Source organism: Algoriphagus limi (genome assembly GCF_024919275.1).
GTDB classification, from domain to species: domain Bacteria; phylum Bacteroidota; class Bacteroidia; order Cytophagales; family Cyclobacteriaceae; genus Algoriphagus; species Algoriphagus limi.
Genome location: NZ_JANWGH010000002.1, coordinates 750985 through 773700 on the forward strand (window position 1 = coordinate 750985; position 22716 = coordinate 773700).

18 protein-coding genes and 1 riboswitch are annotated in these 22716 nt (G+C 40.9%); of the genes, 12 read left to right on the forward strand and 6 right to left on the reverse strand.

Translation table 11 applies throughout. The features are described from left to right. Positions 1–5: 5 nt before the first annotated feature. From NY014_RS11675 to NY014_RS11695, 5 genes are all read left to right on the forward strand, one after another. The gene (locus NY014_RS11675) at positions 6–719 is read left to right on the forward strand and encodes a TolC family protein (RefSeq protein ID WP_259414758.1); all 714 of its coding nucleotides are present in this window, start codon (positions 6–8) and stop codon (positions 717–719) included. After that, positions 716–2752, forward strand: a complete 2037-nt coding sequence (locus NY014_RS11680) for a GumC family protein (protein ID WP_259414759.1) — start codon at positions 716–718, stop codon at positions 2750–2752. The genes NY014_RS11675 and NY014_RS11680 overlap by 4 nt, the downstream gene beginning before the upstream one ends. Before the next feature lie 3 nt (positions 2753–2755). Next, positions 2756–3874 carry a glycosyltransferase gene (locus NY014_RS11685; RefSeq protein WP_259414760.1) on the forward strand — a complete coding sequence of 373 codons (1119 nt, stop codon included), beginning with the start codon at positions 2756–2758 and terminating at the stop codon, positions 3872–3874. A gap of 118 nt (positions 3875–3992) precedes the next feature. Beyond that, positions 3993–5435 (forward strand): O-antigen ligase family protein, encoded by a 1443-nt coding sequence (locus tag NY014_RS11690; RefSeq protein WP_259414761.1) that lies wholly within the window; start codon positions 3993–3995, stop codon positions 5433–5435. Between the two features lie 2 nt (positions 5436–5437). Next, positions 5438–6610 (forward strand): glycosyltransferase family 2 protein, encoded by a 1173-nt coding sequence (locus tag NY014_RS11695; protein ID WP_259414762.1) that lies wholly within the window; start codon positions 5438–5440, stop codon positions 6608–6610. On the opposite strand, the gene NY014_RS11700 is transcribed toward NY014_RS11695, so the two are convergent. Further along, on the reverse strand, positions 6580–6840 hold the full coding sequence (locus tag NY014_RS11700) for a hypothetical protein (RefSeq protein WP_259414763.1): 261 nt from the start codon (positions 6838–6840) through the stop codon (positions 6580–6582). The genes NY014_RS11695 and NY014_RS11700 overlap by 31 nt on opposite strands. On the opposite strand from NY014_RS11700, the gene NY014_RS11705 reads away from it, so the two are divergent. From NY014_RS11705 to NY014_RS11725, 5 genes are all read left to right on the forward strand, one after another. Next, the gene (locus NY014_RS11705) at positions 6839–7984 is read left to right on the forward strand and encodes a glycosyltransferase family 4 protein (protein WP_259414764.1); all 1146 of its coding nucleotides are present in this window, start codon (positions 6839–6841) and stop codon (positions 7982–7984) included. The genes NY014_RS11700 and NY014_RS11705 overlap by 2 nt on opposite strands. Position 7985: 1 nt before the next feature. After that, entirely contained in the window at positions 7986–9302 is a 1317-nt protein-coding gene (locus tag NY014_RS11710) for a lipopolysaccharide biosynthesis protein (protein WP_259414765.1), read from the forward strand. Then, positions 9283–10086, forward strand: coding sequence for a class I SAM-dependent methyltransferase (locus NY014_RS11715; RefSeq protein WP_259414766.1), 804 nt, complete (start codon positions 9283–9285; stop codon positions 10084–10086). The genes NY014_RS11710 and NY014_RS11715 overlap by 20 nt, the downstream gene beginning before the upstream one ends. Next, positions 10086–10979 carry a glycosyltransferase family 2 protein gene (locus NY014_RS11720; RefSeq protein WP_259414767.1) on the forward strand — a complete coding sequence of 298 codons (894 nt, stop codon included), beginning with the start codon at positions 10086–10088 and terminating at the stop codon, positions 10977–10979. Before NY014_RS11715 ends, NY014_RS11720 begins: the two co-directional genes overlap by 1 nt. Positions 10980–11067: 88 nt before the next feature. Further along, positions 11068–12240, forward strand: a complete 1173-nt coding sequence (locus NY014_RS11725) for a glycosyltransferase family 2 protein (protein WP_259414768.1) — start codon at positions 11068–11070, stop codon at positions 12238–12240. On the opposite strand, the gene NY014_RS11730 is transcribed toward NY014_RS11725, so the two are convergent. The 5 genes from NY014_RS11730 to NY014_RS11750 all read right to left on the reverse strand — a co-directional run bounded on the left by NY014_RS11730 (position 12232) and on the right by NY014_RS11750 (position 21468). Further along, positions 12232–12954 (reverse strand): LytR/AlgR family response regulator transcription factor, encoded by a 723-nt coding sequence (locus NY014_RS11730; protein ID WP_259414769.1) that lies wholly within the window; start codon positions 12952–12954, stop codon positions 12232–12234. The two genes, NY014_RS11725 and NY014_RS11730, sit on opposite strands and share 9 nt — an antisense overlap. 1 nt (position 12955) lies before the next feature. Continuing rightward, positions 12956–15946, reverse strand: coding sequence for a PAS domain S-box protein (locus NY014_RS11735; protein ID WP_259414770.1), 2991 nt, complete (start codon positions 15944–15946; stop codon positions 12956–12958). 149 nt (positions 15947–16095) lie between these two features. Continuing rightward, on the reverse strand, positions 16096–18483 hold the full coding sequence (locus tag NY014_RS11740) for a TonB-dependent receptor (protein WP_259414771.1): 2388 nt from the start codon (positions 18481–18483) through the stop codon (positions 16096–16098). 134 nt (positions 18484–18617) lie between these two features. Then, positions 18618–18714: riboswitch (TPP riboswitch) on the reverse strand. 123 nt (positions 18715–18837) lie between these two features. Next, positions 18838–20361, reverse strand: a complete 1524-nt coding sequence (locus NY014_RS11745; RefSeq protein ID WP_259414772.1) for a P-loop NTPase family protein — start codon at positions 20359–20361, stop codon at positions 18838–18840. Positions 20362–20367: 6 nt separating this feature from the next. Then, positions 20368–21468, reverse strand: coding sequence for a vWA domain-containing protein (locus NY014_RS11750; RefSeq protein WP_259414773.1), 1101 nt, complete (start codon positions 21466–21468; stop codon positions 20368–20370). Positions 21469–21528: 60 nt separating this feature from the next. Here NY014_RS11750 and NY014_RS11755 point away from each other — a divergent pair, with 60 nt between their 5' ends. Together NY014_RS11755 and queG are read left to right on the forward strand one after the other, a co-directional pair. Beyond that, positions 21529–21756: a hypothetical protein gene (locus NY014_RS11755; RefSeq protein ID WP_259414774.1), complete on the forward strand. Its 228-nt coding sequence runs from the start codon at positions 21529–21531 to the stop codon at positions 21754–21756. Positions 21757–21774: 18 nt separating this feature from the next. Further along, the gene (gene queG / locus NY014_RS11760) at positions 21775–22716 is read left to right on the forward strand and encodes a tRNA epoxyqueuosine(34) reductase QueG (RefSeq protein ID WP_259414775.1); all 942 of its coding nucleotides are present in this window, start codon (positions 21775–21777) and stop codon (positions 22714–22716) included.

A 22716-nucleotide genomic window follows, 5' to 3' on the forward strand; every position in this document is an offset into this window, starting at 1 on the left:
GAGAAATGAAAAATTGGAGTCTAATTTTAGTGTTTTTAATCCCCTTCCATGTTTTTGGACAGGAAGTAAATTCTTCTCTTACTGAGGAAAATCTACTTCCGTTAGGTGTATTGATCGAAACAGCTATTTCGAATGCCCCTCTGATTTCAAGGCTATCCAAAGGTCAGGAACAGCGGCAGGAAGAAATCAAAATTGCAAAAAAGAGCTGGACCCAACACATCGCCCTTACGGGAGGGTATAATTATGGAAATGTGGTGGTAGCAGATCGCCTCACCACTCCTCAGGATATTAGTACGGTATTCCGTACCAATACCTCCTCCACATATTATGTAGGAGCTGCACTTAGATTACCGCTTTCTGAGCTTTCAACGAGGAAAAACCAGATTAAAATCCAGGAATTGGCCATCGAAGAGATGGAGTTTCAGAAACTGGATATTGAGCAGACTATTCAACAGGAAGTCACCAAACGGTATAATGAACTTTTGAAAAGCTTAACCACTATTCGATTGCAAGCCAAAAAAGTGGAAGCTGATGAAACAGCTGTTCAGATCACAGAACAGCATTTCCGAAATGGAACAGCAACTATGGATGAATATAGAATGGCTTTGGACATTTTGAATACTGCCAAAATCGAATTAGAAAAAACAAAGCGAGATGCATGGTTTTACATGCAGACACTAGAGCAGTTTGTTGGATCCTCAATTTTCAAGAAATCATGACTTTCGTACAACTAGTGCGGCTATTAGTCCGCTTTGCGCCTTATTTGGTCGGAACAGCCTTTTTTCTCGCTATTACAGTTGGCTACTTTTCTCTTCAAAACAAAAAAGAATATAAGAGTCATACTCTACTCAATACGGGACTGATTTCAGGATATAATATTGAGAGTAGTAAGGGTAATCGGATCGATTATGCGTACACGAATAATGAGATTGATAACCTGATCAATCTTGCTACTTCTCTTGAAACCAATAGAGAATTGTCTGCACGTCTTTTTGCCGAATTGGTTTTTCAAGCCCAAAATTCAGAGGCAACACTTTTGGATGATAATAATGGAGAACTCGAAGCTCTTCTAGAGAGTGTCGCTCAATCTGGTATTAAAGGAAATTCACCCGAGAAATTATTGGTGGCTATTAAGGAAAAAAGAGACAGCGACAAAGGGAATGAAATTTACAAACTCACCTATTCAAAAAACCCATTGATTGGAGTTGAGCAATTGGAAACCATCAAAGTATTCAGAGAGGGAAGCTCTGATATGATTCGAATGGAATATACTTCCATAGACCCTTTTTTGAGTAAAAGGACATTGGAACTGTTGACGGAGATATTTATTGACAAGCAAAAAAATATCAAGGAAGGACAATCGGATACGGTTATTCAATTTTTTGAGGAGGCTACCCAGAAGACTCTGGATAGGTTGCAGAATGCAGAAGATGAACTGTTAAGTTTCCGTGTTAAAAACCAAATCATCAACTACTACGAGCAAACCCGATTCATCGCAGGTAATAGAGAAGAATTGGATAAGAAATACCAGGAACAGCTTCAGATTCAGGCAGGAGCGAAGTCTTCTTTAACTCGAATGGAAAATGAAATTTCGGATAAAAAGACTCTAGCAAGGCTTCAGAATCAGATTTCAAAAAGTCAGGACCAAATTGCAGATTACAATTTTGCCTTGATGGAATTAAACTTGATCGACAGAGGTCAGGGGGATTTCCAAAGCGCGGTTTTAAAAGAGGAGCTTGAGCAAAAAATCAATATTCTCAAAGCCGAAATGATGTCAAATACTGCCGATGTGGTGGATCACAATCATACTACCGATGGAGTTCCTACCACGAATATTTTGACCCAGTGGCTTAATTCTGTCATTACTTATGAAGAAGCAACGGCACAGATTCAGGTAATGCAAAACAGAATGAGGGAGTATGATCAGATTTATGATCGATTTGCTCCATTAGGTTCGACCTTAAGAAGGTTGGAAAGTGAAATTGATGTGGCTGAGCGAGAATATTTGGAAAATCTCCACTCCTATAATCAAGCCAGACTACATAAGTATAACATGATGATGTCCACCAATTTGAAGGTGATTGACTTTCCTTACTATCCTGCCCAACCTGAAAAGTCAAAGGCAGCGATGATGGTTATCCTATCCTTCTTGGTTGGATTGGTTTTGCCTGCGGGACTTGTAGTGACCATGGAGATCCTAGATGGAAGCCTAAAAACCCCTAGAAATGCCTCTGAACAAACAGGTTTGAAATTGGCTGGAATCATGCCTCAATATCCTAAAAGACCTGAAAAACATCCGGTTGATTTTGACCAGTTATCCAGGCAGGCATTGAATCTGTTTATCCAAGAATTGAGAATACTAGCTCAGGACAAAACCAAGGTTCGGGTCAACTTTGCCAGTATTCTTCCAGGAGAGGGGAAAAGTATTCTGATTGCTTCCGTAAAAGATCATTTAAGCGAGTACTTTCCTCAGTATAAAGATCAATTCGAGTTGAACGAAATTCCCTCTTTACTTCACCATCCATTTGATATGGAGGTTCAAGAGGGAGATATTTTTCTGCTCGTGGCAAGAGCTGATCGCAAATGGACTGAGGCCGATCAACATGCGCTCAAAGTCTTCAAAAAGTTTATTGGAAAAAAGCCTCTTCTTTTCTTAAATCATGTGAGAACAGATATCATGGAAGAAATCACAGGTGAAGTTCCAAGAAAAAGATCCTGGTTGAGATCAAAAGTAAAATCACTGTTAAGCTAAATCATGTCTACAATTATTTGCCATAGTTTCCCAGCCTGGGACACTCCCTATGTGAAGTCTACCTTGGAGTTAATTACCAGAATGTCTGCCACACACCGGGTAATCTTTTTGGATTACCCATATACTTGGAAGGACTATTTTTCTAACCCACACGCACCAAAGAAAAATATGCTTGGGGGTGAGGTAAGGATGATAGAAACAGAATTTGGAACTATTGAAGTCTATAACTCAGGACCGATTATTCCTACTCAATGGATCAATCAGCCTAATCTATTTGATGCCTTGATGAAAGTCAATGCGCATCTTGTCAAGCCGACTATAGATCGAATATTAAAAACAGTAAATACGGCCGATGTCCAAGTGATTAATGCTTTCAACCCGGTTTTTGGTTGGTATACAAGAAAATTCTGGAAAGGTATTCCTGTTACATACTATGCTTATGATGATTTGTCTTCTACGCCTTGGGCCGGGAAGTGGGGAAAGACTTACGAAGGAAAATTCCTTAAAGAGGTAGAAAAGGTTATCGTAAGTTCCGAGGGACTTAAGAAAAAGTTTGATCAGCTTCACCCACAGGTTTCCTGTGTGAAAAATGGGGTAAACCTGAGTTTATTCAAACCCGATTTTTTACATAAAGCAAAAAAGAAATTGGGATATGTGGGGGCATTTGATGAGCGAATAGATTTAGAGCTTTTGGAGCAGGTAGCCTTAGCCTATCCTGATTATCTGATTGAAATTCTTGGGCCGGTCAAGACTACATCTGATTTGCCGGGTAATGTGATTTTTTTGGGAAGTTGTCCCCAAGATCAGATTAAAGATGTAGTAAGGGACTGGAATGTTTGTTTAATTCCTTTTCGTAAAACGCCATTTACCCAATCTATCTATCCGCTAAAAATTAACGAGTACTTAGCGCTGGGAAAACCAGTGGTCAGTACTGATTTTGCAGACCTCAGTGATTTTGATGAGGTGGTTAGGATTTCTTCGGATACAGAGACATTTATAAAAGGAATTCATAGGGAAAAGCGATCGGATAATCGACTCAAAAAAGCTAAACGGATTGATTTTGCATCCAAAAACAGCTGGGAAGCAAGATCCCAGGAATTTCTGCAAGCCCTAGCCTCCTGATCAGGAGGCTTTTTCATTTAACGGCAGAATTCTGCCATTAGTCGAAAGCCGACTGCAACTAGTCGTATATCAAAATTATTCCGATTGGCCCTTTTTAGCTTTGATTAAAATTAAAGCAATGGTCTTTTCCCAAATAAGTAAAATCAAAACAGGAGCCATCAAACTGGAGAGTGGTCTAGGAGTAATTTTCCTGGCAGGCTTCATTTTTTTGGCTACTGTGATGATGGTAAAGATTGGGCTTATTGCAGGCTTCTTTTTATTGGGCCTGCCCTTCGTAATTGGCCTCTTGTCTTTTCTTTGGACGGATCCAAAAGCTGGGATTTGGCTGAGCTTGATTATGGGTTTTTTGATTTCAGGTCTAAGCAGATATGTCGTAGCGCCTTGGGGTTTGACGATCGATATTTTTCTGTTTCTCTCTTTGCTTTTTACTCTGATAAACTCATCTGTTAAAATCGACTGGAAAAAAGCCAAAAACGATATTACCCTATTCTCTCTGGTTTGGATGGCCTATCTCGTTTTTGAGATTTTTAATCCCCATGGCAATGGTCTTGTGGCTTGGTTTTATGCCATGAGAGGGATTGGCTTTTATCAGGTACTTTCTGTTCCAATGATTTACCTCTTTTTAAGAGAGGAAAAAGACTTTTATACCTTTTTGAACATACTAATCATCCTTTCTCTAGCAGGAACTGCATGGGGATTTAAACAACAGATATTTGGGGTCGATGCCGCCGAATACCGATGGCTTTGGGACGAAAATCACCATGAAGAACATATCCTGCATGGGGTCCTCCGGGTATTTTCATTTTATAGTGATGCCGGGCAATTTGGAGCTTCTCAGGCAATGATGGCATTGCTAACGGGGATTCTTGCCGTAAGTCCACTTCCTCTTCTAAAAAGGATTTTCTTTGGAATTGCTGCCTTGATTTTCTTTTTAGGCTTTGCAATTTCCGGGACGAGGGGCGCTCTTGCTGTTCCGCTTTTCGGAGGCATTGCCTATCTCATTACTACCAAAAACTTTAAAGTATTGGGGGCTGGAGTCTCGGCGATGATTCTGGTTTTCGTAATTCTCAAATACACCTTTCTATTTCAAGGGGTGGAGCAAGTGCGGAGAATGCGAACTGCCCTTGATCCGAATAATCGATCCTTGGAAGTAAGGCTTGAAAATCAAATCACCTTTGGAAAATATCTCGCTGACAAACCATTTGGTGGAGGGGTCGGTACTGCCGGTTTTTGGGGTGCACGATTCAATCCAGACTCACTTATGGCCAATACGGCTACCGATTCTTGGTTTGTAAAGATTTGGGCAGAGACGGGTTTCGTCGGCCTCTTGATTCACATAAGTTTCTTAGGCTATGTTATGGGGAAAGGAGGAGCAGTCTGCATGGGACTCAAATCTCCCAAACAAAAATCCTATGCAATGGCTATTTATGCCTCGATTGTCGGAGTGATCTTTTCCAGCTATGGGAATCAGGTTTTTGGACAGATGCCTACGGGTATGATTATGAACCTCGCGATTCCTTTTCTCTTCCTTATTCCTCATTGGCCTTCAAAAAACAAATAAATATGAATTGGTTGACTATCATCTTATTCCTGCCAGCCTTATATCTTGGATTGGCTTCCCTGTATCAGCTAGTGCTGGCTATAGCTTCAAAAACATATCGTAAAAATCAGCATGCTAGCCCTATCCAAAAAAAATCCTGGGTTTTGGTACCTGCGTATCGGGAAGATTCTGTGATTTTATACTCAGTTTCACAAAACCTTCAAGTTCTTAAAAATTACCCGCACTGGAAACTGACCGTCATTGCGGATCAATTACAAGAAGAAACTATTAATCAGCTTGAAGAAATGGGGGCTGAGGTAGTGCGAGTTGGTTTTGATAAGAGCACCAAGGTTAAATCATTGAATGCCGCTCTAACTTCTGAATTAGCCGAAAGAGAGTTTGAGCTTTTAGTAATCTTGGATGCAGACAATATTCTGGAATCTGATTTTGTGGATCAGGCCGAAAAGAATGTGGCAATGGGATTCCGAGTTATTCAAGGGGAAAGACTTGCTGCGAATACAGGTAAGCCTATCGAACTTTTGGATGGATTGTCTGAAAAAGCCAACCAGGAATTGCTTTGCAAAGGTGCAAATCAATTGGGGCTTTCAAGCAAATTGACGGGATCAGCCATGGTTTTGGATTTTGATTTGGCAAAAGAAGTTTTACCCAATCTTCAGGCTGTTGGCGGATTTGATAAGGAGATGGAGCTATGGCTGACTTCCAGAGGAGAATATATTCACTATGCTCCGGAGGTTCAGGTTTGGGATGAAAAAGTAGCAAGTCACGAAGCTTTTTCAAAGCAAAGGGGAAGATGGCTGGAAAGTCAATATACCTTCTTCAAGAAGTCATTTGGCCCAGCTATTTCAGGCCTTTTTCATGGGAATGTAGATTATTTCCATAAAAGCCTACAACTGGCCTTACCACCTCGAGCTTTGGCACCGCTAGGAATCATGATCGGAATGCTTATTTCCGCACTGATTGGAAGTGAGATTCTCATCGGAATTTTTCTCTTTGCTTTTATTGCCTTGGCATTTTCTTATTTATTGGTTTTGCCTCACGCACTTTGGGCAAAGAATTGGAAGACATTAATGCTGGCCATGCCAGGATTATTCTTCTCTGCATTCAAAGCTTTGACTTGGATGAAAAAATCCAAGACACAGTTTCTTCATACCACCCACCAAAACACGCCACTATGATAGTCCAAGGAATGCCATGGCCACTGGTTTTGCCTGTTGCGATGCTCTTTTTGATTTGGGGAATACAGCAAGGGAAGAGAGAGATACGGTCTCTGTCCGCCCAAAAACCAAAAAAGAAGAAAAACATTCGTCGTAGTAGCTCTCCCATTGATCGTGGGTAATCTCTCATCCATCGAAACCTCAAAAATCCCTAATAAATAGGTGGATTCTTTGAATAAAAATAGAGACATGAAAAAGTCCCTTTCCATACTTCTTATCATTAAATCGCTTCCTTGGAAATTCAAAGGAGGGATTCAAACCCATACCTGGGATCTAGCCCGAGCCCTCCAGGAGAAAGGCCACAGCGTGACAATCCTTACAGGGGGTGCGTTTTTGAAATCGTCTCAAACCAAAATGATAGAGGAGATTCAAATTCAAGAAATTCCGTTCTTTCCAGGTAGATATGTGCCGATGATTTCATTTTTGGCTGAAGAGTGGGCATTTAATCTTGCTGCAAAAAAATGGGTGAAAAAACATCATAGGGATTTTGAAATTATTCACGCTCAGGGAAGAAGTGGTTATTTACTCTACCAGATTAGGGAAATCAAAAGTAAACTCGTCCAAACACTTCATGGTCTCACATCTTTGGAGTCTAAATCCGGGAGGAACTTCAATGAATGGACCCATGCCAATGTGGTAAAACACTGGGAGCGGAATATGGTAAATGAAGCGGCTTTATCCATTGCTGTGAGTAAAGACCTTAAAAACCAACTCACTCCAAAATCCAAATCTGAGCAAATCAAGGTGATCCCAAATGGTATTAATGCGCAAGGAATGATATCAATTTCTTCTGCCCAGACGGTTGATCGTTTTGTATTTGTAGGAAGGCTTCATCCCGTAAAAGGCCTATTGCCAATTTTGGAAGCTCTTGCCAAAAGCGAGGAAAAGATCTTTCTCGATATCATTGGTTCGGGTCCACAGGAAAAAGAAATTCTCTACAAAATCGAAGATCTTGGCTTGTCGTCTCAAGTAAGATTGTTGGGTGAGCGAGACAATCAGGTGATTAAATACTTGTTGCCTTATTATCGTGGCTTGTTATTGCCTTCAGTTTATGAGTCACAAGGTATCGTGTTGTTAGAGGCTAATTTGGCGGGAATCCCGGTAGTTGTGTCGGATTTGGCATCCATTCGCGAAAGTATTTCACATGGAAGGGATGGATTCTTATGTGACCCTAAAAACCCTGAGAGTTTTATCTCTGCGATGGCTTTCCTTAACAATAACCCCCAATTAGCTCGAAAGATGGGAGAATTGGGTCGGGAAAATGTCCTTGAAAATTTCACTTGGGAAAAGATAGCTTCACAGACTCTGGATTGCTACTATAAAATCGCTGGTTAGCATGAAGGCCTCCATTATCAAACAATTGGCGGGAGCTATGGGTGGGCAGGTTTTTTTTCTGCTGACCAACATGCTTTTTTTTATGCTTGCTGCTAAGAATCTAAGTGCGGAATCTTTTGCGGCTTGGGGCCTATACCAAATGCTCATCGCGTTAATTGACGGGATTCGCCAAGGGTTAATTCACAATGGGCTTACCCGGTTTTTACTACAACAGCCAGAGCAGGAAGGTAGAATTATGGGTTCTGCCTTAGGGATTCATTTGGGTTTTATTGCATTGATTTACCCTATTCTTCTGATTCTTTCAGGTCCCTTGGCTGCTTTTTTCCAAATGCCAACCCTCAGCATTTTATTGCCTTTTTCTGTTCTGAGTCTACTAGGTCTGGGTTCCATTCAAACCTACTTTAACCTTCTTTTTGCCAAGAATAAAAGCCGATCCTATTTCAAAGCAACTGTTGCTTACCTGATTATTTCCGCTTTAGGGATGGCTTTTCTCCTGATATCGAATCAGGTAAGCTTGATTTCCCTACTCCTTCTTCAATCAGGCTCAGCTATGTTGGTTTTATTATTAGGCTTTTTTGAGAAAGGTTGGATTCGGATCCAATTTCCAAGTTCTGGTTGGTTGGTAAAAATGCTTCAATTCGGAAAGCATGTAGCAGGAACCAATGCCCTTTCTCTTCTCTTTCAGAAGGCGGATTTGTTAATGATAGCCTATTTCTTAGGTGCGGAAGAGGTGGCACTTTTTCTGGTTGCAGGCAAGGTTCTTCAGTATGTGGAACTTCCGCTTTCGGCGATCAGTCCATGGATTTATCCTCGTATTGCTGCAGCTAGTCGAAGCAATCAGCCCACTCATCTGAATTTAGAATATTCCCGATCTATCCTTCTGTTATTTGTTCTGTTGCTTCCGGGCGGATTGGTAACCATGTTGTTTACCGAGACAATCATTGAATGGATTAGCTCTGGTAGTTACAGCAATGCAGTACCGCTGGTGTTGATTCTGGTAGCTGCCTCATTTGCCAAACCTTGGGGAAGAGTATTTGGAATGTCACTGGATGCCTTCGGAAAGCCAAATGTAAATTTCCAAATGCTGGCATTAAGCCTGGTTATAAATGTGATTCTAAATGCCAGCCTTATTCCGATTTGGGGATTAACCGGGGCAGTAATAGCAACAGGAAGTAGTGTGATTTTGACTGTCTTTATCGGTCAGCTTAGACTAAAAAAATATCTCCCTATTGTGGGGACAATACAGCGATTTCGGTTGCTTTTTAATTCAATCTTTAATCAACTAAACAAAAAAAGCCATGAACTTAACTTTCGGTGAAGCTCAAATTTATACCTCTGAGAGAATGGTCAAGTTTCCAATGCTCTCAAAGGCTTTCTATAAAATTTTTGGATATACCAATTTGGGAAATTACGCTCGCTTTACCATTTTCAAAAAGCTGGTAAATCAAGTTTCATTACCTCAAAACCCACAAATATTGGATTTGGGAACGGGGTATGGAGAATACGCTTTCTCGCTTTCTAAGGCTTTTCCTTCAGGGCTAATCCATGCTTTGGATATAGATCAAGAGCGGATTTATATGCTCCGGCAGGCAATTCGAAAAAGCCTGACCTCCAATATCAAAACTTATTCGGATCACTTGAAGGATGTATATCTGCCTGAACTGGACTTTGCCTTTTCAATAGACGTTTTCGAGCATATTGAGGAAAATCAGATGCCGTTTCAGGAAGTCTATGACCGGCTTAAGCCAGGAGGGTATTTTTTGGTAAAAATTCCAAATCGAGAACAAAAAACCATCTTTCCTGAGGATTTATTTGAAGAGCATCAGGAATGGCTGGAAGAGGAGCATGTAGGACAAATCTATGATCTGAAGGGATTGAAAAATCGCTTTGAAAAGGAAGGGTTTGAAGTAGTTCATGCTTCCCATTCTGACGGCTGGTTTTCCCGCATGGGTTGGGAACTAGCTTATCTAGGCAAAAAAGCCGGAGTTATTGGTCAGCTAAGTTCTCTTCCTATCGCAAAGGCGCTGGTGAAGCTGGATCGGGTTTTTCATGACAATACCTGGGGGAATGCTATTCAGGTGATTGGTAAAAAACCTGAATAATGAAAGCGCCAAAAGTCAGTATCATCACGGTCAACTATAAACAAAAAGAGGTAACCGCTGTACTTCTGAGAAGCATCCTGTCTTGTGGTTATTCCAATTTGGAAATAATTGTGGTGGATAATGAACAAATCGCTGATGATACCGAGTATTATTCCAGGTTTCACCCTGCGGTTCGGGTGATTAATTCACCGGTAAACTTAGGCTTCGCTGGAGCCAATAATTTGGGAATTAGAAAGGCTACCAGCGATTTCTTGTTTTTTCTAAACAATGATACCGAATTGCAAAAAGGGGTCATTGAGTCCCTGTTGGAGGGATTTTCTAATCCAAATGTTGGAGCCATTTGTCCGATAATCCGATATGACGAAGATCCCAGCCGGATTCAATACTCGGGATTTACGCCGATAAATTCCTTGACAGGAAGGAATAAATTAGAACAAGAACTTCCTATTCAACCCTGGAAGGAAACGAGTTATTTCCACGGAGCTGCCGTTATGATCTCCAGTAAGGTGGTTGAAAAGATCGGCGAGATGCCCGAAGACTATTTCCTTTATTATGAGGAGTTGGATTGGTCTCAGCGATTGCGGGATAAGGGATATAAAATACTGGTCTGTCAAAATGCCTACATCCTTCATAAAGAATCCATCAGCACAGGGAAAAATAGTCCCCTGAAGGTATATTATCAGACGAGAAACCGCATTCACTTCATGAGAAGGAATGGTAAAGTTTATCCTGCTTTTCTTTTATTCTTTCTGACAGTTAGTCTTCCTAAAAACCTGATTTCATTATCAAAGTCTCATGGAAAAGCTTTTAGAAGAGGGGTTCTTGATGCTTTGATTTTTCAGAAAACTGGCTGGACAAATCCTATTGAATTCTCACCCAACACTTACCGATAAATCCGGTCATTCGTCGTATTCAGGCTTCCGTTGATCGATTTAAACAGTCAGTAACATCCTCGGTCTTTTAATTTCAAACAAAAAAGTCATGGAAATTCTATTTTGGATCTTGTTGGGAATCATTCTCTATACCTTTTTAGGGTATGGTATGATTATCACTTTATTGGCAAAAATTAAAGGAAGAAAGAATTCCTATTCTGAATTGGAAGATGAGGATTTACCTTCGGTGACTTTGGTTGTAGCCGCTTACAATGAGGAAGAAATAATCGATCAAAAGGTAAAAAACTGTTTAGCCTTAAGTTACCCTAAGGATAAGCTGAAAATCCTTTTTGTTACCGACGGAAGTACGGACCGGACTGTTCAATATTTGGAGCAATATGCACCGCAAATTCATTATGCTCATTCCCCAGCTAGAAGAGGGAAAATAGCTGCCATCAATCGAGTCATGCCTTCTATTGACTCTCAGATTACAATATTCTGTGATGCCAATGTCATGCTAAACCCTGAAGCTATCCGCCTACTGGCTAATCCTTTCCAATCAAACCTGGTAGCTGCAGTGTCAGGAGAGAAAGTTGTTCGATCTGGAGCCGATGAAGGAGCAAGTTCTTCGGGTGAGGGAGCCTATTGGAAATATGAGTCATTTTTGAAGAAAATGGACGCTCAATGGAATACGCTAGTGGGCTCTGCAGGAGAACTGATAGCTCTACGTACCATTATGTATCAACCCATGGAAGAAGATACGATCATCGAGGATTTTGTGATGACCTTGCGACTTGCAGAATCAGGATATAAGGTGTCTTATGTTTCTGAAGCAAAGGCTGTGGAGTACGGATCGGCTTCGGTTGCTGAAGAAGAAAAACGAAAAGTGAGGATTTCTGCAGGTGGAATTCAAGCTATCAATAGACTCTCTAGTCTTTGGAAGGTATGGAATCATCCAGGCTTAAGTTTTCAATATTTCTCCCATCGTGTGATTCGTTGGACCTTGATGCCGTTGGCATTACTATTATTGATTCCCGCTAATGTTTTACTTTGGGATCATGGTCTGATTTACCAGATTATCCTGCTTTCCCAACTTGGATTCTATTCTCTGGTGATTTTAGGCTATCAGTTTCGGGAGCGAAAGACCAAGAAAAAATGGATGCATTTACCTTTTTATTTCATTTTCATGCATATCTGTGTCATCAAAGGATGGTTTCGATATGCTAAAGGAAAGCAGGCAGTCACTTGGGAAAAGGCCAAGCGTCTGGCAATATCAGAGTAAATTCAAACGGTTAATCAGGGCTTCCTTATTGGCACGGGAGATTGGGATGACCTTATCATCTATAAGTAAATTGGACTCTTCGATGTCGATGATTTTAGCCAAATTGACGATAAACGAACGGTGTACCTTTTGAAAGTTGTAATCGCTGAGTTTCTCCTCTATTTTCTTGATAGTAGCATGGACAATATACCCTTTAGCTTTGGTCTTGAATAGGGCATAATCTCCCTTCGCTTCGATATATAAAATATCCTCGATTTTTACTTTGATAAGCTTATTATCGACTTTCAAAAAGAGGCTGTTGTCTATGATTTTCGAAATATTCTGGTTTGCTTTCTCGGCTTTTTTCAAGCGGTCAAATGCAGCCTTTGCAACCTCGATTGCCGCATTGACTTCTTTGATTCCATAGGGCTTGACTAGATATCCGAAGGGACCCATTTCTTTGGCTCTTTCTATGGTAGATTTATCAGCAAATGCGGTGGTAAAAATGAAAGGGATATCAAATTGATCCCGGATAATTTCAGCAAGTTCGACCCCATCGATGTCTCCAGCAATCTGAATATCGAGTAGGGCTATTTCAGGGGCTTTTTCATTACAAATTGCAATTGCCTCATCTCCGCTCTCAGCTACTCCCACGACATCATGATCAAGCATTGTTAAAATGTCATTTACACTTTGTGCGATCATGGGATCGTCTTCTACGATCAAAATTTTCATATTAAATCGATTTGGTGCTCAAAGTCGGGATTTTGACGATAAATTCCGATCCTTTGTTGACTTCACTTTTTACTTCTATCGTGCCTTGGTGCAAATTGACAAATTCCTTTACAATCGACAGGCCCAATCCCGAACCTTGTATGTTTTTCACATTGGTTGCTCTAAAGAAAGAAGAAAACAGGTCTTTTTGATCTTTTTCTGGGATTCCTATGCCAAAGTCTTTGATACTAATCTGTAATTCGGAGAGATTTTCGAAGTTGATGGTAAGCTCGGGGTTTGACTTTCCCTCAGAATACTTCAAAGAATTGGCCAATAGATTGGTTAGGATATGATCCATCAAGCTTTGGTCTGCATGGATTTCCCTTTCCAGTCCTTTGATTTCCAGCTGAACCGAACGATTGTCTTCTCTTCCAACTGAAAGTTTAGAGATGATATCCTTCGTTAGGTTTATGATGCTCATTGGTCTGAGCCTCACTTCTACTTTACCTGCTTCAATTTTGCCAAGAAGCAACATATCATTCATCAATGAGGATACTCTTCCGATTTCACTAGAAATCCGTTCGAAATACTTCTCAAATTCTGGTTTGATCTCGGGGTTTTTCTTTTCTAAGGCAAACTCAATCAAATCTACATTTTGTTTGATAGAAGTTAGTGGAGTCCGGAATTCATGGGAAGTCATGGATACGAAGCGTGATTTTAACTCACTTAAATCGCGTTCCTTTTGCAGATTTTTTTCTAGTTCTTCTCGGGTATTTTTTTGTAGCGTAATGTCCCTTATAAATGCGGTAAAGGTGGTCCTTCCTCCAAGCTTAAGGGGAATAATGGCGATTTCTATAGGGAATTCCCTCCCAGATTTATGCATGGCGGTGATTTCAAACCGCTGATTCAAAACAGGGCCATGACCCGTTTTGAGATAATTCTTCATCCCATTGTCATGCGCTTCCCGATAGTTGATTGGGATGATATTTTCAGTCATTGGTCTTCCCATCACCTCTTTTGCCTTCCATCCAAAAATGGTTTCTGCCTGTGGATTCCATCCTGTCACTAGCCCTTCCTTGTTTACAGTAACCACGGCATCCAAGGCTGTTTGTATGACGGTCCTTAATAATGCTTCTCGGTCTATTAGTTCTTTTTCAGACTTTTCTTTTTGGAGTTTTAGTTGGGCATTCTTCAGTTTGGATGCGGTAAGATTTGCAATGATGGTAAGAGTTTCCAGATGTTCTTGGGTAAAGAAATTTGGTTCAGGATGCTCAGAGTCGATTATACCTATGATTTTGTTCTCGAAATAAATAGGGACGGTAATTTCGGACCTAAATCCACCTACATCTTTAAAATATCTGGGATCATCTGCTGTGTCTTTGATTATTTCTGCCTTACCACGTTTTGCAACAGCGCCTACTATTCCCTTTCCAAAAGGGATTTCTATCGGGTTTTTAATTTTTCGGTTTCCCTTATCCTTAGGTCCCCTGGCGGCTAACTGAACAAGGCATTGTTTTTTTTCATCGACTACATAAATCACACAGTCCACGAAATCAAACTCTCCGATTACATTCTCTACGATTTCCCAGGCTAAGGAATGTAAATCCTCTTCATCTAATATTTTTGTAACAAAACGGGTAATCGCAGAAAGAAATTCTTGCCTTGATTTTAATTGCTCATTGGATTGTAAAAGGGACTCTCTTCGGCTTTTGAGTGTATTTTGGTTTTTTTGAGCAGTCAGTACATAGCTGATATATCGGGTAAAAAGTCGGAATAATTCAAGGTCATATTGTGAAAAATCTTTTGTTTGCTCGGATGAGCCCAAAAAAATAGATCCAAATTTTTCCCCATCCATATAAACAGGCATGGCGATACATGCTTTCAAGTCAAGTTTTTTTACAGAAGGAAGTTTTTCATAAGCAGTGCCAGAAGTGTCATTTATGGCAATTAGTTTTTCCTCTAAAAATGCTGAACCAGAAATAGTCTGTTCTAAAGGATAGGTTTTATTCAGCTGTTTTAAAATCTCTGAACTTAGAACTTCAATAAATGTTGTCGAATTATCTTCTTTGAATTCAGCAATAAACCCGAATGGAAGTCCAAAATATTCAGAAATAAATCGAAAGCTTTGATTTAGCTGCTCTTTAGGACCGAGAGAAAATTCTGAAGTTATTCGATTGAGCTCCTCCAGGGCATAGGTATACTTGTCCAATTCCGCTTGTATCCGTCGGAGTTCTAATTCGTCTTTCCTTCTTTGCGTGACATCTACATGAACTCCCACCGATCCTGTTCGTTTCCCCTGAAGGTCATATAAGGGGGCCCCAGAAATGATTGCATAAAAAGGTTCTCCGTTTTTTCGATTGATTTTCGCATCATAGGCACTTCCTTGATTTTTCTCCCGAAGTTGATGATGTTCATCAAGTACAGCTTTGGTTTCCTTTGAAGCCAATAACTCAGAGGCGATTTTGCCAAGCATTTCTTCTTTTGAAAACCCGGTCATTTGGCACATTGCATCATTGACGTATTGGATGCGCTCATCCAAATCTACTTCAATCAAGCCAAATTGTAGCCTTTCCAGAATTCCTCGATATTTTTCTTCAGACTGTTTTAGTGCCTTTTCGAAATTATACCGGTTAGTACGGATTCTAACGATGGAAATTGCTCCAATAAAGACTTCTCCCTTATAATGAAATCGAGTCTTTTGTCCAACCCATTCTTCCTTACCTTTTTTTGTAAGTATGGGAAATTCTAAATACGAGGTCTCTTCTTTGGAAGCTAATTGGTTTCGATAAAACTGCTGAACATTTTGTTTATAATCTTCTCGAATGAGTTCGAGATAATGCATGCTGAGTAGTTCTTTTCTCGAATAACCTAATACTTCCGAAGCTATTCTGTTTACAAAAGTAAAGTTCCCCTCAGGATCTGTTTCATAGATGATATCAAGGGCTTCCTCGACTAAAATTCGGTATCGCTCTAAGGAAAAACTTGGAAAATTTTCTTCGGGACTTTCTTTCACAAAAAGTATGGATAGTGGTAAAATGAATTTATCTCCAATATAAAAACTAGAAGCAGAAGACGAAAAACAGTAAAGGGTAAAAAGTAGTAATCTCTATAAAAAATGAGGCTGTCTCAAAATGTAAATTTCTGAGACAGCCTCTACTTTATTTAAAATCTCATACTAACTCCCAAGAGGAAATTTGTTCCGGCCTGAGGATAGTAGTAGTTTTCTGTAATCAATTCCCTTCCTGTATCTCCCGGGATGAAATAGCTGAAAGTATAGCCATTTGGTTCATAGAGCTCATTGAAGATATTGTTGATTAACAAATTGACTTCTATGCTTTCGAAGAATTTTGGCTGTGCTGAGTAGCTGATGCGAAGGTCATTGGTGAAAAAGGCATCCAAAGCACGATTTTCATTGGATGTGTTGTCCAAGAATTGTCTCCCCACATACTTACTCAACCAGTTTAAAGAAAGGTTTTTGGTTGGTTTGAATTCGATGATAGCCGAACCTACCAAATTGGGAGAGAAGGCAATGTCCGTGTCGGAATAGGTGATGGATTCTTGGCGGAATTCCTCTACGCTGTAGTCATCGATATACTCGGTGAACTCCGCGATTTTATTTCGGCTGAATGCGATATTTCCACCAATTGTCCAAGCTGAAGAGACTTGGTAAGCTCCGTCCAATTCGATTCCTGCCCGATAAGAGGAGGCAACATTTTCTCGGATATAAGCCCCCACATCATTGATTTGACCAGTTAGAATAAGCTGATCCTTGTAATCCATGTAGTAGAAATTGGCATTGTAGGTGAAGTTTCCAACACTGGATCTTACACCTGCTTCGATATTGTTGAGGCGTTCTGGTCTTGGAACTTCAGTGATGGGATTATCCGTAAAATCTGAACGAACAGGTTCCCGATTGGCAATGGCATAGCTAGCATACCATGTTCGGTTTCCTTTTTCGTAAGAAAAGCCAAATTTCGGATTGAAGAAGGTATATTTTTCCTCTCCGTCTACGATTCGAAGGTCATCATTCACTCCGAAGAAGGTGTAATTGATTCCTCGCAGCTGTAGATCTCCAAAAAGGTTAAATCCTGGTTTTAATTCGTAGGTAGCTTTAGCATAGATATTCTGATCATCTTTGATGGCATTGTTATCATAGTAGCGATCGCGGATATCGGTATTGCCAGCAATTCGAGCCCAGATGATTTCTCCGAAATGATCCCCATCATAGCGATTGGCTCCACCTCCCAAGATTACATCCCATTGTCCATTGTCAGAGACATAATTTACCGAGCCCACAAAGCCAAAGAAGTCATTATCCAACCATCTTCTTCTGATGATATCGGTACTGCTGATAACTTCTCCACCAATTTCCACATTAGGCAGATTGTAATCTGCAAAATCATCATCCTCTCGATATTGCTCATAATAGCCTCTACCGTAGGTGTAGTGAAGTGCCAAATTGGTTTTCCAATTAGTGCCAATTTTTCCAGTATAGATCAATTGATAATGATCCTGCTGGTAATTGTCTGTCTCGTTTTCGTAAGTGTAGTAGTTGTTGGTTCGGTCCGTTTCAAGCAAAGACTCAGGTAATCCCCACCAGGATTGGTAGGTCTTTTCTTTTCCGGAGAAGACATTTAATTTCACCATGTGATTTTCTCCATAATATCCACCAGAAAGGAAGTAGGATCCTAAATCCGAAAATGCCCGATCTACATAGCCATCGGTGGTGATTTTGGAAAGTCGTGCATCTACGGCAAACCGGTCATTCAAAAGTCCTGTCCCTGCTTTGACGGTATGTCTCCAGGTATTGAAGCTTCCAAATCCATTATCAACCTGGGCATAAGCTTCTTCTTGTCGAGTATCCGTTTGGAAGTTCAAACTTGCCCCAAATGTAGCTGCCCCATTAGTAGAGGTACCGACGCCTCGCTGGATTTGGACATTGTCCACTGAACTTGCAAAATCCGGCATATTCACCCAGAAAACTCCATGTGATTCTGCATCATTCAAGGGAATTCCATTGATGGTAACGTTGATTCGGGTTTGGTCTGTTCCTCGGATTCTGATTCCCGTGTAGCCAATTCCAGCTCCAGCATCAGAATGAGAAACAACGGATGGAGTGAAATTCAAAAGGATAGGAATATCCTGTCCGAGATTTCGTTTCGCCAATTCTGCCTTGTCAATTGTTTTGAAGGTAGTGGGTGTCGTTTCCGAAGCGCGAGTGGCCGAAACGATGAACTCTTCCGAAACGAATTCCTTGCTTTGTAGCCTGAAAATCAATTCCTCAGAGGTTGGAACAGAAATTTCTTGGGTGATGGATTCATAACCCAAATAAGAGACCCGAATATTCAGGGTTCCTTCTGGAAGTTTAGAAAGGACAAATTTTCCATCCATGTCGGTAACAGTTCCTCTTCCGGTGCCCTCTGCCCAGATGGATGCTCCGATTAATGGGGAATTGGTTGATTGATCTAATACCTTTCCCCTCACTTGTTGTTGTGCATGTGCAGCAAGTGTAGTCAGGCAAAAAGCCAGACATAGCCATAAATTTTTCATGTGTAATAAACCCTTTCGGGAGATTGAGTTAAACATGGGAAGACTTAGGGGAAGTCATCCGTACTTGTTTACCCGTTTTGCAAAAGCAACCATCAAAAAAGCCAGTCGGTACCAATTCTGATTTTTCGAATGCTTACTCTGCTTGCTCATTTCCCTTCGCCGGCACTACCCGGATCAGGTAATATGGGTATGATCTCAGCCCGTGATATTAGGGCACCCCTTATGATCTAGGAACAAAGGTATAGAGGAAAAGTTTGAATGCAAAAAAGAGGCGAAGGCCTCTTTTCTTGATTATAGGAAATTGTGAGTGAATACACTCAATTTGGTAATAATGGAGGTATTTGATCCTTTCTATTACAAATCGTCCTCGTCAAAATCTTCCTCTTCACTCATTCCCATGTTGAACATGGAGCTGAATAGATCTCTAAACTGCAAGCCTGTGTCGAGGAGTTTCTTGCTGAGTTGTGAGTATTCTGCAAGGCCATGCAAGGCAAATTCCATAAAGAATTCCTTCTCTTTTTCTGGCAGATTTTTGACCATACCAGTGACCACTGCTTCCAATCCAGGGACTTCATGAAGAGCTTTTTTGTATTCTTTGTCCGATTGGGAGGCTAGAATATCCAGTTCATTTCCTTCACCAAACCAAGCCAAAGGAATCACATAGGGATTTCCTTCTTTGGATTTCTTCTTTTGTTCCGGTGAAGGGAAATAATTGACAAACTGACTTCGAATTGCTTTTCCTATCAAGTTATATGCGACTAATCCAGCTCCTTCCTGTTCACCTTCGTAGACTAGTTCAACTTTTCCAGTGATAGCAGGAATCACCCCAATTAAATCAGCGATTCGAACAACCGTATTTTCTTCTCCATTGAGGTAGAGCCTGCGTTCTGCTGCAGAAATCAGATTTTCAAACGCTGAAATAGTCAAACGGGCAGAAACCCCACTTTTTTCATCTACATATTCAGAACCACGAGCTTCGATGGCGATTTGCTCGATCAAATCACGCATCAATTCCGGTACATGAATTTTATCTACAGGCTTACCTTCCAAATTGGCTTCTTGTGCGGTGATTTTTTTCCCGATTTCGATGCTTTTTGGATAGTGTGTGATGATCTGACTTTCGATTCTGTCTTTCAGAGGAGTCACGATGCTACCCCGGTTGGTGTAATCTTCCGGGTTGGCAGTAAAGACAAATTGAATATCCAAAGGCAACCGCAATTTGAAACCTCGAATCTGAATGTCCCCTTCCTGCAAAATATTGAATAGAGCTACCTGAATTCTCGCCTGTAAATCTGGCAATTCGTTGATCACGAAGATGGATCGGTGAGAGCGGGGTACTAAACCATAATGAATCACTCGCTCGTCATTGTAGCTAAGTTTTAATGTGGCCGCCTTGATCGGGTCCACATCTCCGATTAGGTCCGCTACGGATACATCGGGAGTAGCCAACTTTTCAGTGTAGCGGTCATTTCTATGCCACCAAATGATAGGGGTATGATCCCCTTTTTCTTCAATCAGGTTTTTGGCAAAAGTGGACAATGGATTGAGTGGGTCATCATTCAATTCAGATCCATAAACCACCGGCACATATTCATCCAGCAATTGGGTCATCATTCGGGCTATACGGGTCTTGGCTTGTCCGCGAAGTCCGAGCAAATTGATATTGTGGCGTGATAAAATAGCCCGCTCAATATCCGGGATGACAGTATCTTCATAACCCCAGATTCCAGCAAAGACATTTTCCTTTTGTCTGATTTTTTGAATCAAATTATCCCGGAGTTCCTCTTTGATGGATTTGGGTTGATAGCCAGCCGCTTTCAGCTGACCAAGCGTTTTGATTTGGGTAAGTTCTTTTCCGCTTAGGTTTTGGTAGTCCATAAGGTATTAAAAGCGTTTAGTTCTATTTCGTCTGTAATCTTCAAAAATCAAATCCCCCAGCCCTTTCAGGCTGCTGTAATAGGCGTTCCCATTATTCACTTTGGTAAATTCCTTCACAAACTCCTTGAGATAAGGATCCGAAGCAATCATGAATGTGGTTACTGGGATTTTTAGCTTTCGACATTGTGCAGCCAGTTTGAGTGTTTCATTCAAAATTTTGCTGTCGATGCCAAATGCGTTTTTGTAGTATTTGATTCCTACTTTCAGGCAGGTAGGTTTCCCATCCGTGATCATAAAGATCTGCTTGTTGGGATTTTTTCTTCGTCTCAATAAATCCATCGCCAATTCTAAACCTGCGACGGTATTGGTATGATAGGGGCCTACTTGTAGGTAGGGTAAATCTTTGATTTCGATCTGCCAGGCATCATTTCCAAAGACGATTACGTCAAGCGTGTCCTTTGGATAGCGGGTTTTGATCAATTCAGCCAAAGCCATGGCTACTTTTTTGGCAGGGGTGATGCGATCCTCTCCGTATAAAATCATAGAGTGGGAAATATCGATCATCAATACCGTGGAAGTCTGGGAGCGATATTCTTGCTCGACTACTTCCAGATCATTTTCGGTTAATAAATAGTCTCCCGAAAGACCGTGATTAGCTTGGGCATTTCTCAGGGAATCAGTCAGAGCTATTTGATCTAAATTGTCACCGAATTCATAGGCACGACGATCACTTCCTTTTTCATCACCCGGACCTGAATGGGTGGTTTTATGCTGTCCAGATTTTCCTCGCTTGAGCTTGCCAAAGATTTCTTCCAAAGCAGATTTTCGAATGGTTTGCTCTGCTTTTCCGGTGATTTTGAACTCACCTTTTTGATTTTCTTCGGTTAGGTATCCTTTTGATTTGAGATCTTCAATGAAGTCCCCGATGCCATAATTTGGGTTGGTGAGATTATATCGCTTATCCAGATTGCTCAACCAATTCAAAGTCTCTGCTACATCCCCACCCGTCATGGTCACGAGTTGCAGGAAAATATTCAGCAAATTCTCGAAGGTGTTTTTCTCCGGATCCTGTGGGGGTACGTACTGAGTGAACCGAAATCCTTTCATATTGGGTTTAACAAGAGGGAGGCTTGATGAGTTTACCTGAAAAGACAATTTATTCTAAAAATGAGAAACTATGAATTTGCAGTCGGATTTGTCACAGGTGCTTTGATCATCTTTGTGACTCTTATTCAGCTGAATGTGGCCTTGCCCTTGATTTGGTTGTTGTTTATTGCCGGGCCTTTCTTGGTACTATGGATGGTATGGACGGTTTTGATTGCTCCCATTCAAATTGAGGAAACTTTCGAAGAACAATGGTATCAGGACAGGCCGGATATGCGGAGATCTGAATAAAATCTTAATTTCGGCTTGATGAGTTCAGCCGATCAGCATACTGCTATACTTAAAAAAATTGCCCGTCAATTGGGCTTTGATTTTTGTGGGATTGCTAAAGCAGAATTTTTAGAAGAAGAAGCTCCCCGATTAGAGGAATGGCTGAATCGAAACTATCAAGGACAGATGTCCTATTTGGCGAATCACTTTGATAAGCGCCTAGACCCGACTAAGCTTGTCCCTGGGGCAAAAACAGTGCTTTCCCTGATTTACAATTACTATCCCGAAAAGAAACTCCCTGAAAATCCTGATTCTATCAAACTTGCCAAATATGCCTATGGAGAGGATTATCATTTGGTAATCAAAGAAAAGCTGAAGACATTTTTGGAAATGCTCCGAGAGCAGATAGGTGAAATCGACGGGCGGGTTTTTGTGGACTCCGCACCCGTTATGGAGCGGCAATGGGCCCAAAAAGCTGGGTTGGGTTGGATTGGGAAAAACAGCCTTCTACTCAACCGAAAAATGGGAAGTTTTTTCTTTTTAGCAGAGTTGATTATCGATCTGGAAGCAACTCCTGACAGCCCTTTGGCGAAGGACTATTGTGGCACTTGTACCGCCTGCATCGATGCATGTCCTACGGATGCCATTGTGCAGCCTGGAGTGGTCGATGGATCTCGTTGTATTTCCTATTTGACCATCGAATTAAAGGAAGCTATTCCTAACGAATTCAAGGGGCAACTAGAAAATTGGGCTTTTGGCTGCGATATCTGTCAGGATGTTTGCCCTTGGAATCGCTTTTCAAAACCCCATCAAGAACCTGCTTTTTTGCCCCATCCTGAGCTCGAGGAATTTACCAATCAGGACTGGATAGAGATGACGGAGGAAACCTTCCGGAAAGTTTTTAAAAAATCAGCCGTTAAGCGCACCAAATTTGCCGGACTGAAAAGAAATATCGAATTTATTAATTCAAACAAATCCTAA

Coding starts and splice junctions, on each gene's coding strand:
- queG (WP_259414775.1), top strand. CDS start 21,775: ATGAGTTCAGCCGATCAGCATACTGCTATACTTAAAAAAATTGCCCGT.
- NY014_RS11680 (WP_259414759.1), top strand. CDS start 716: ATGACTTTCGTACAACTAGTGCGGCTATTAGTCCGCTTTGCGCCTTAT.
- NY014_RS11675 (WP_259414758.1), top strand. CDS start 6: ATGAAAAATTGGAGTCTAATTTTAGTGTTTTTAATCCCCTTCCATGTT.
- NY014_RS11700 (WP_259414763.1), bottom strand. CDS start 6,840: ATGTCTCTATTTTTATTCAAAGAATCCACCTATTTATTAGGGATTTTT.
- NY014_RS11685 (WP_259414760.1), top strand. CDS start 2,756: ATGTCTACAATTATTTGCCATAGTTTCCCAGCCTGGGACACTCCCTAT.
- NY014_RS11705 (WP_259414764.1), top strand. CDS start 6,839: ATGAAAAAGTCCCTTTCCATACTTCTTATCATTAAATCGCTTCCTTGG.
- NY014_RS11720 (WP_259414767.1), top strand. CDS start 10,086: ATGAAAGCGCCAAAAGTCAGTATCATCACGGTCAACTATAAACAAAAA.
- NY014_RS11755 (WP_259414774.1), top strand. CDS start 21,529: ATGAGAAACTATGAATTTGCAGTCGGATTTGTCACAGGTGCTTTGATC.
- NY014_RS11730 (WP_259414769.1), bottom strand. CDS start 12,954: ATGAAAATTTTGATCGTAGAAGACGATCCCATGATCGCACAAAGTGTA.
- NY014_RS11715 (WP_259414766.1), top strand. CDS start 9,283: ATGAACTTAACTTTCGGTGAAGCTCAAATTTATACCTCTGAGAGAATG.
- NY014_RS11745 (WP_259414772.1), bottom strand. CDS start 20,361: ATGGACTACCAAAACCTAAGCGGAAAAGAACTTACCCAAATCAAAACG.
- NY014_RS11710 (WP_259414765.1), top strand. CDS start 7,986: ATGAAGGCCTCCATTATCAAACAATTGGCGGGAGCTATGGGTGGGCAG.
- NY014_RS11725 (WP_259414768.1), top strand. CDS start 11,068: ATGGAAATTCTATTTTGGATCTTGTTGGGAATCATTCTCTATACCTTT.
- NY014_RS11695 (WP_259414762.1), top strand. CDS start 5,438: ATGAATTGGTTGACTATCATCTTATTCCTGCCAGCCTTATATCTTGGA.
- NY014_RS11740 (WP_259414771.1), bottom strand. CDS start 18,483: ATGAAAAATTTATGGCTATGTCTGGCTTTTTGCCTGACTACACTTGCT.
- NY014_RS11750 (WP_259414773.1), bottom strand. CDS start 21,468: ATGAAAGGATTTCGGTTCACTCAGTACGTACCCCCACAGGATCCGGAG.
- NY014_RS11690 (WP_259414761.1), top strand. CDS start 3,993: ATGGTCTTTTCCCAAATAAGTAAAATCAAAACAGGAGCCATCAAACTG.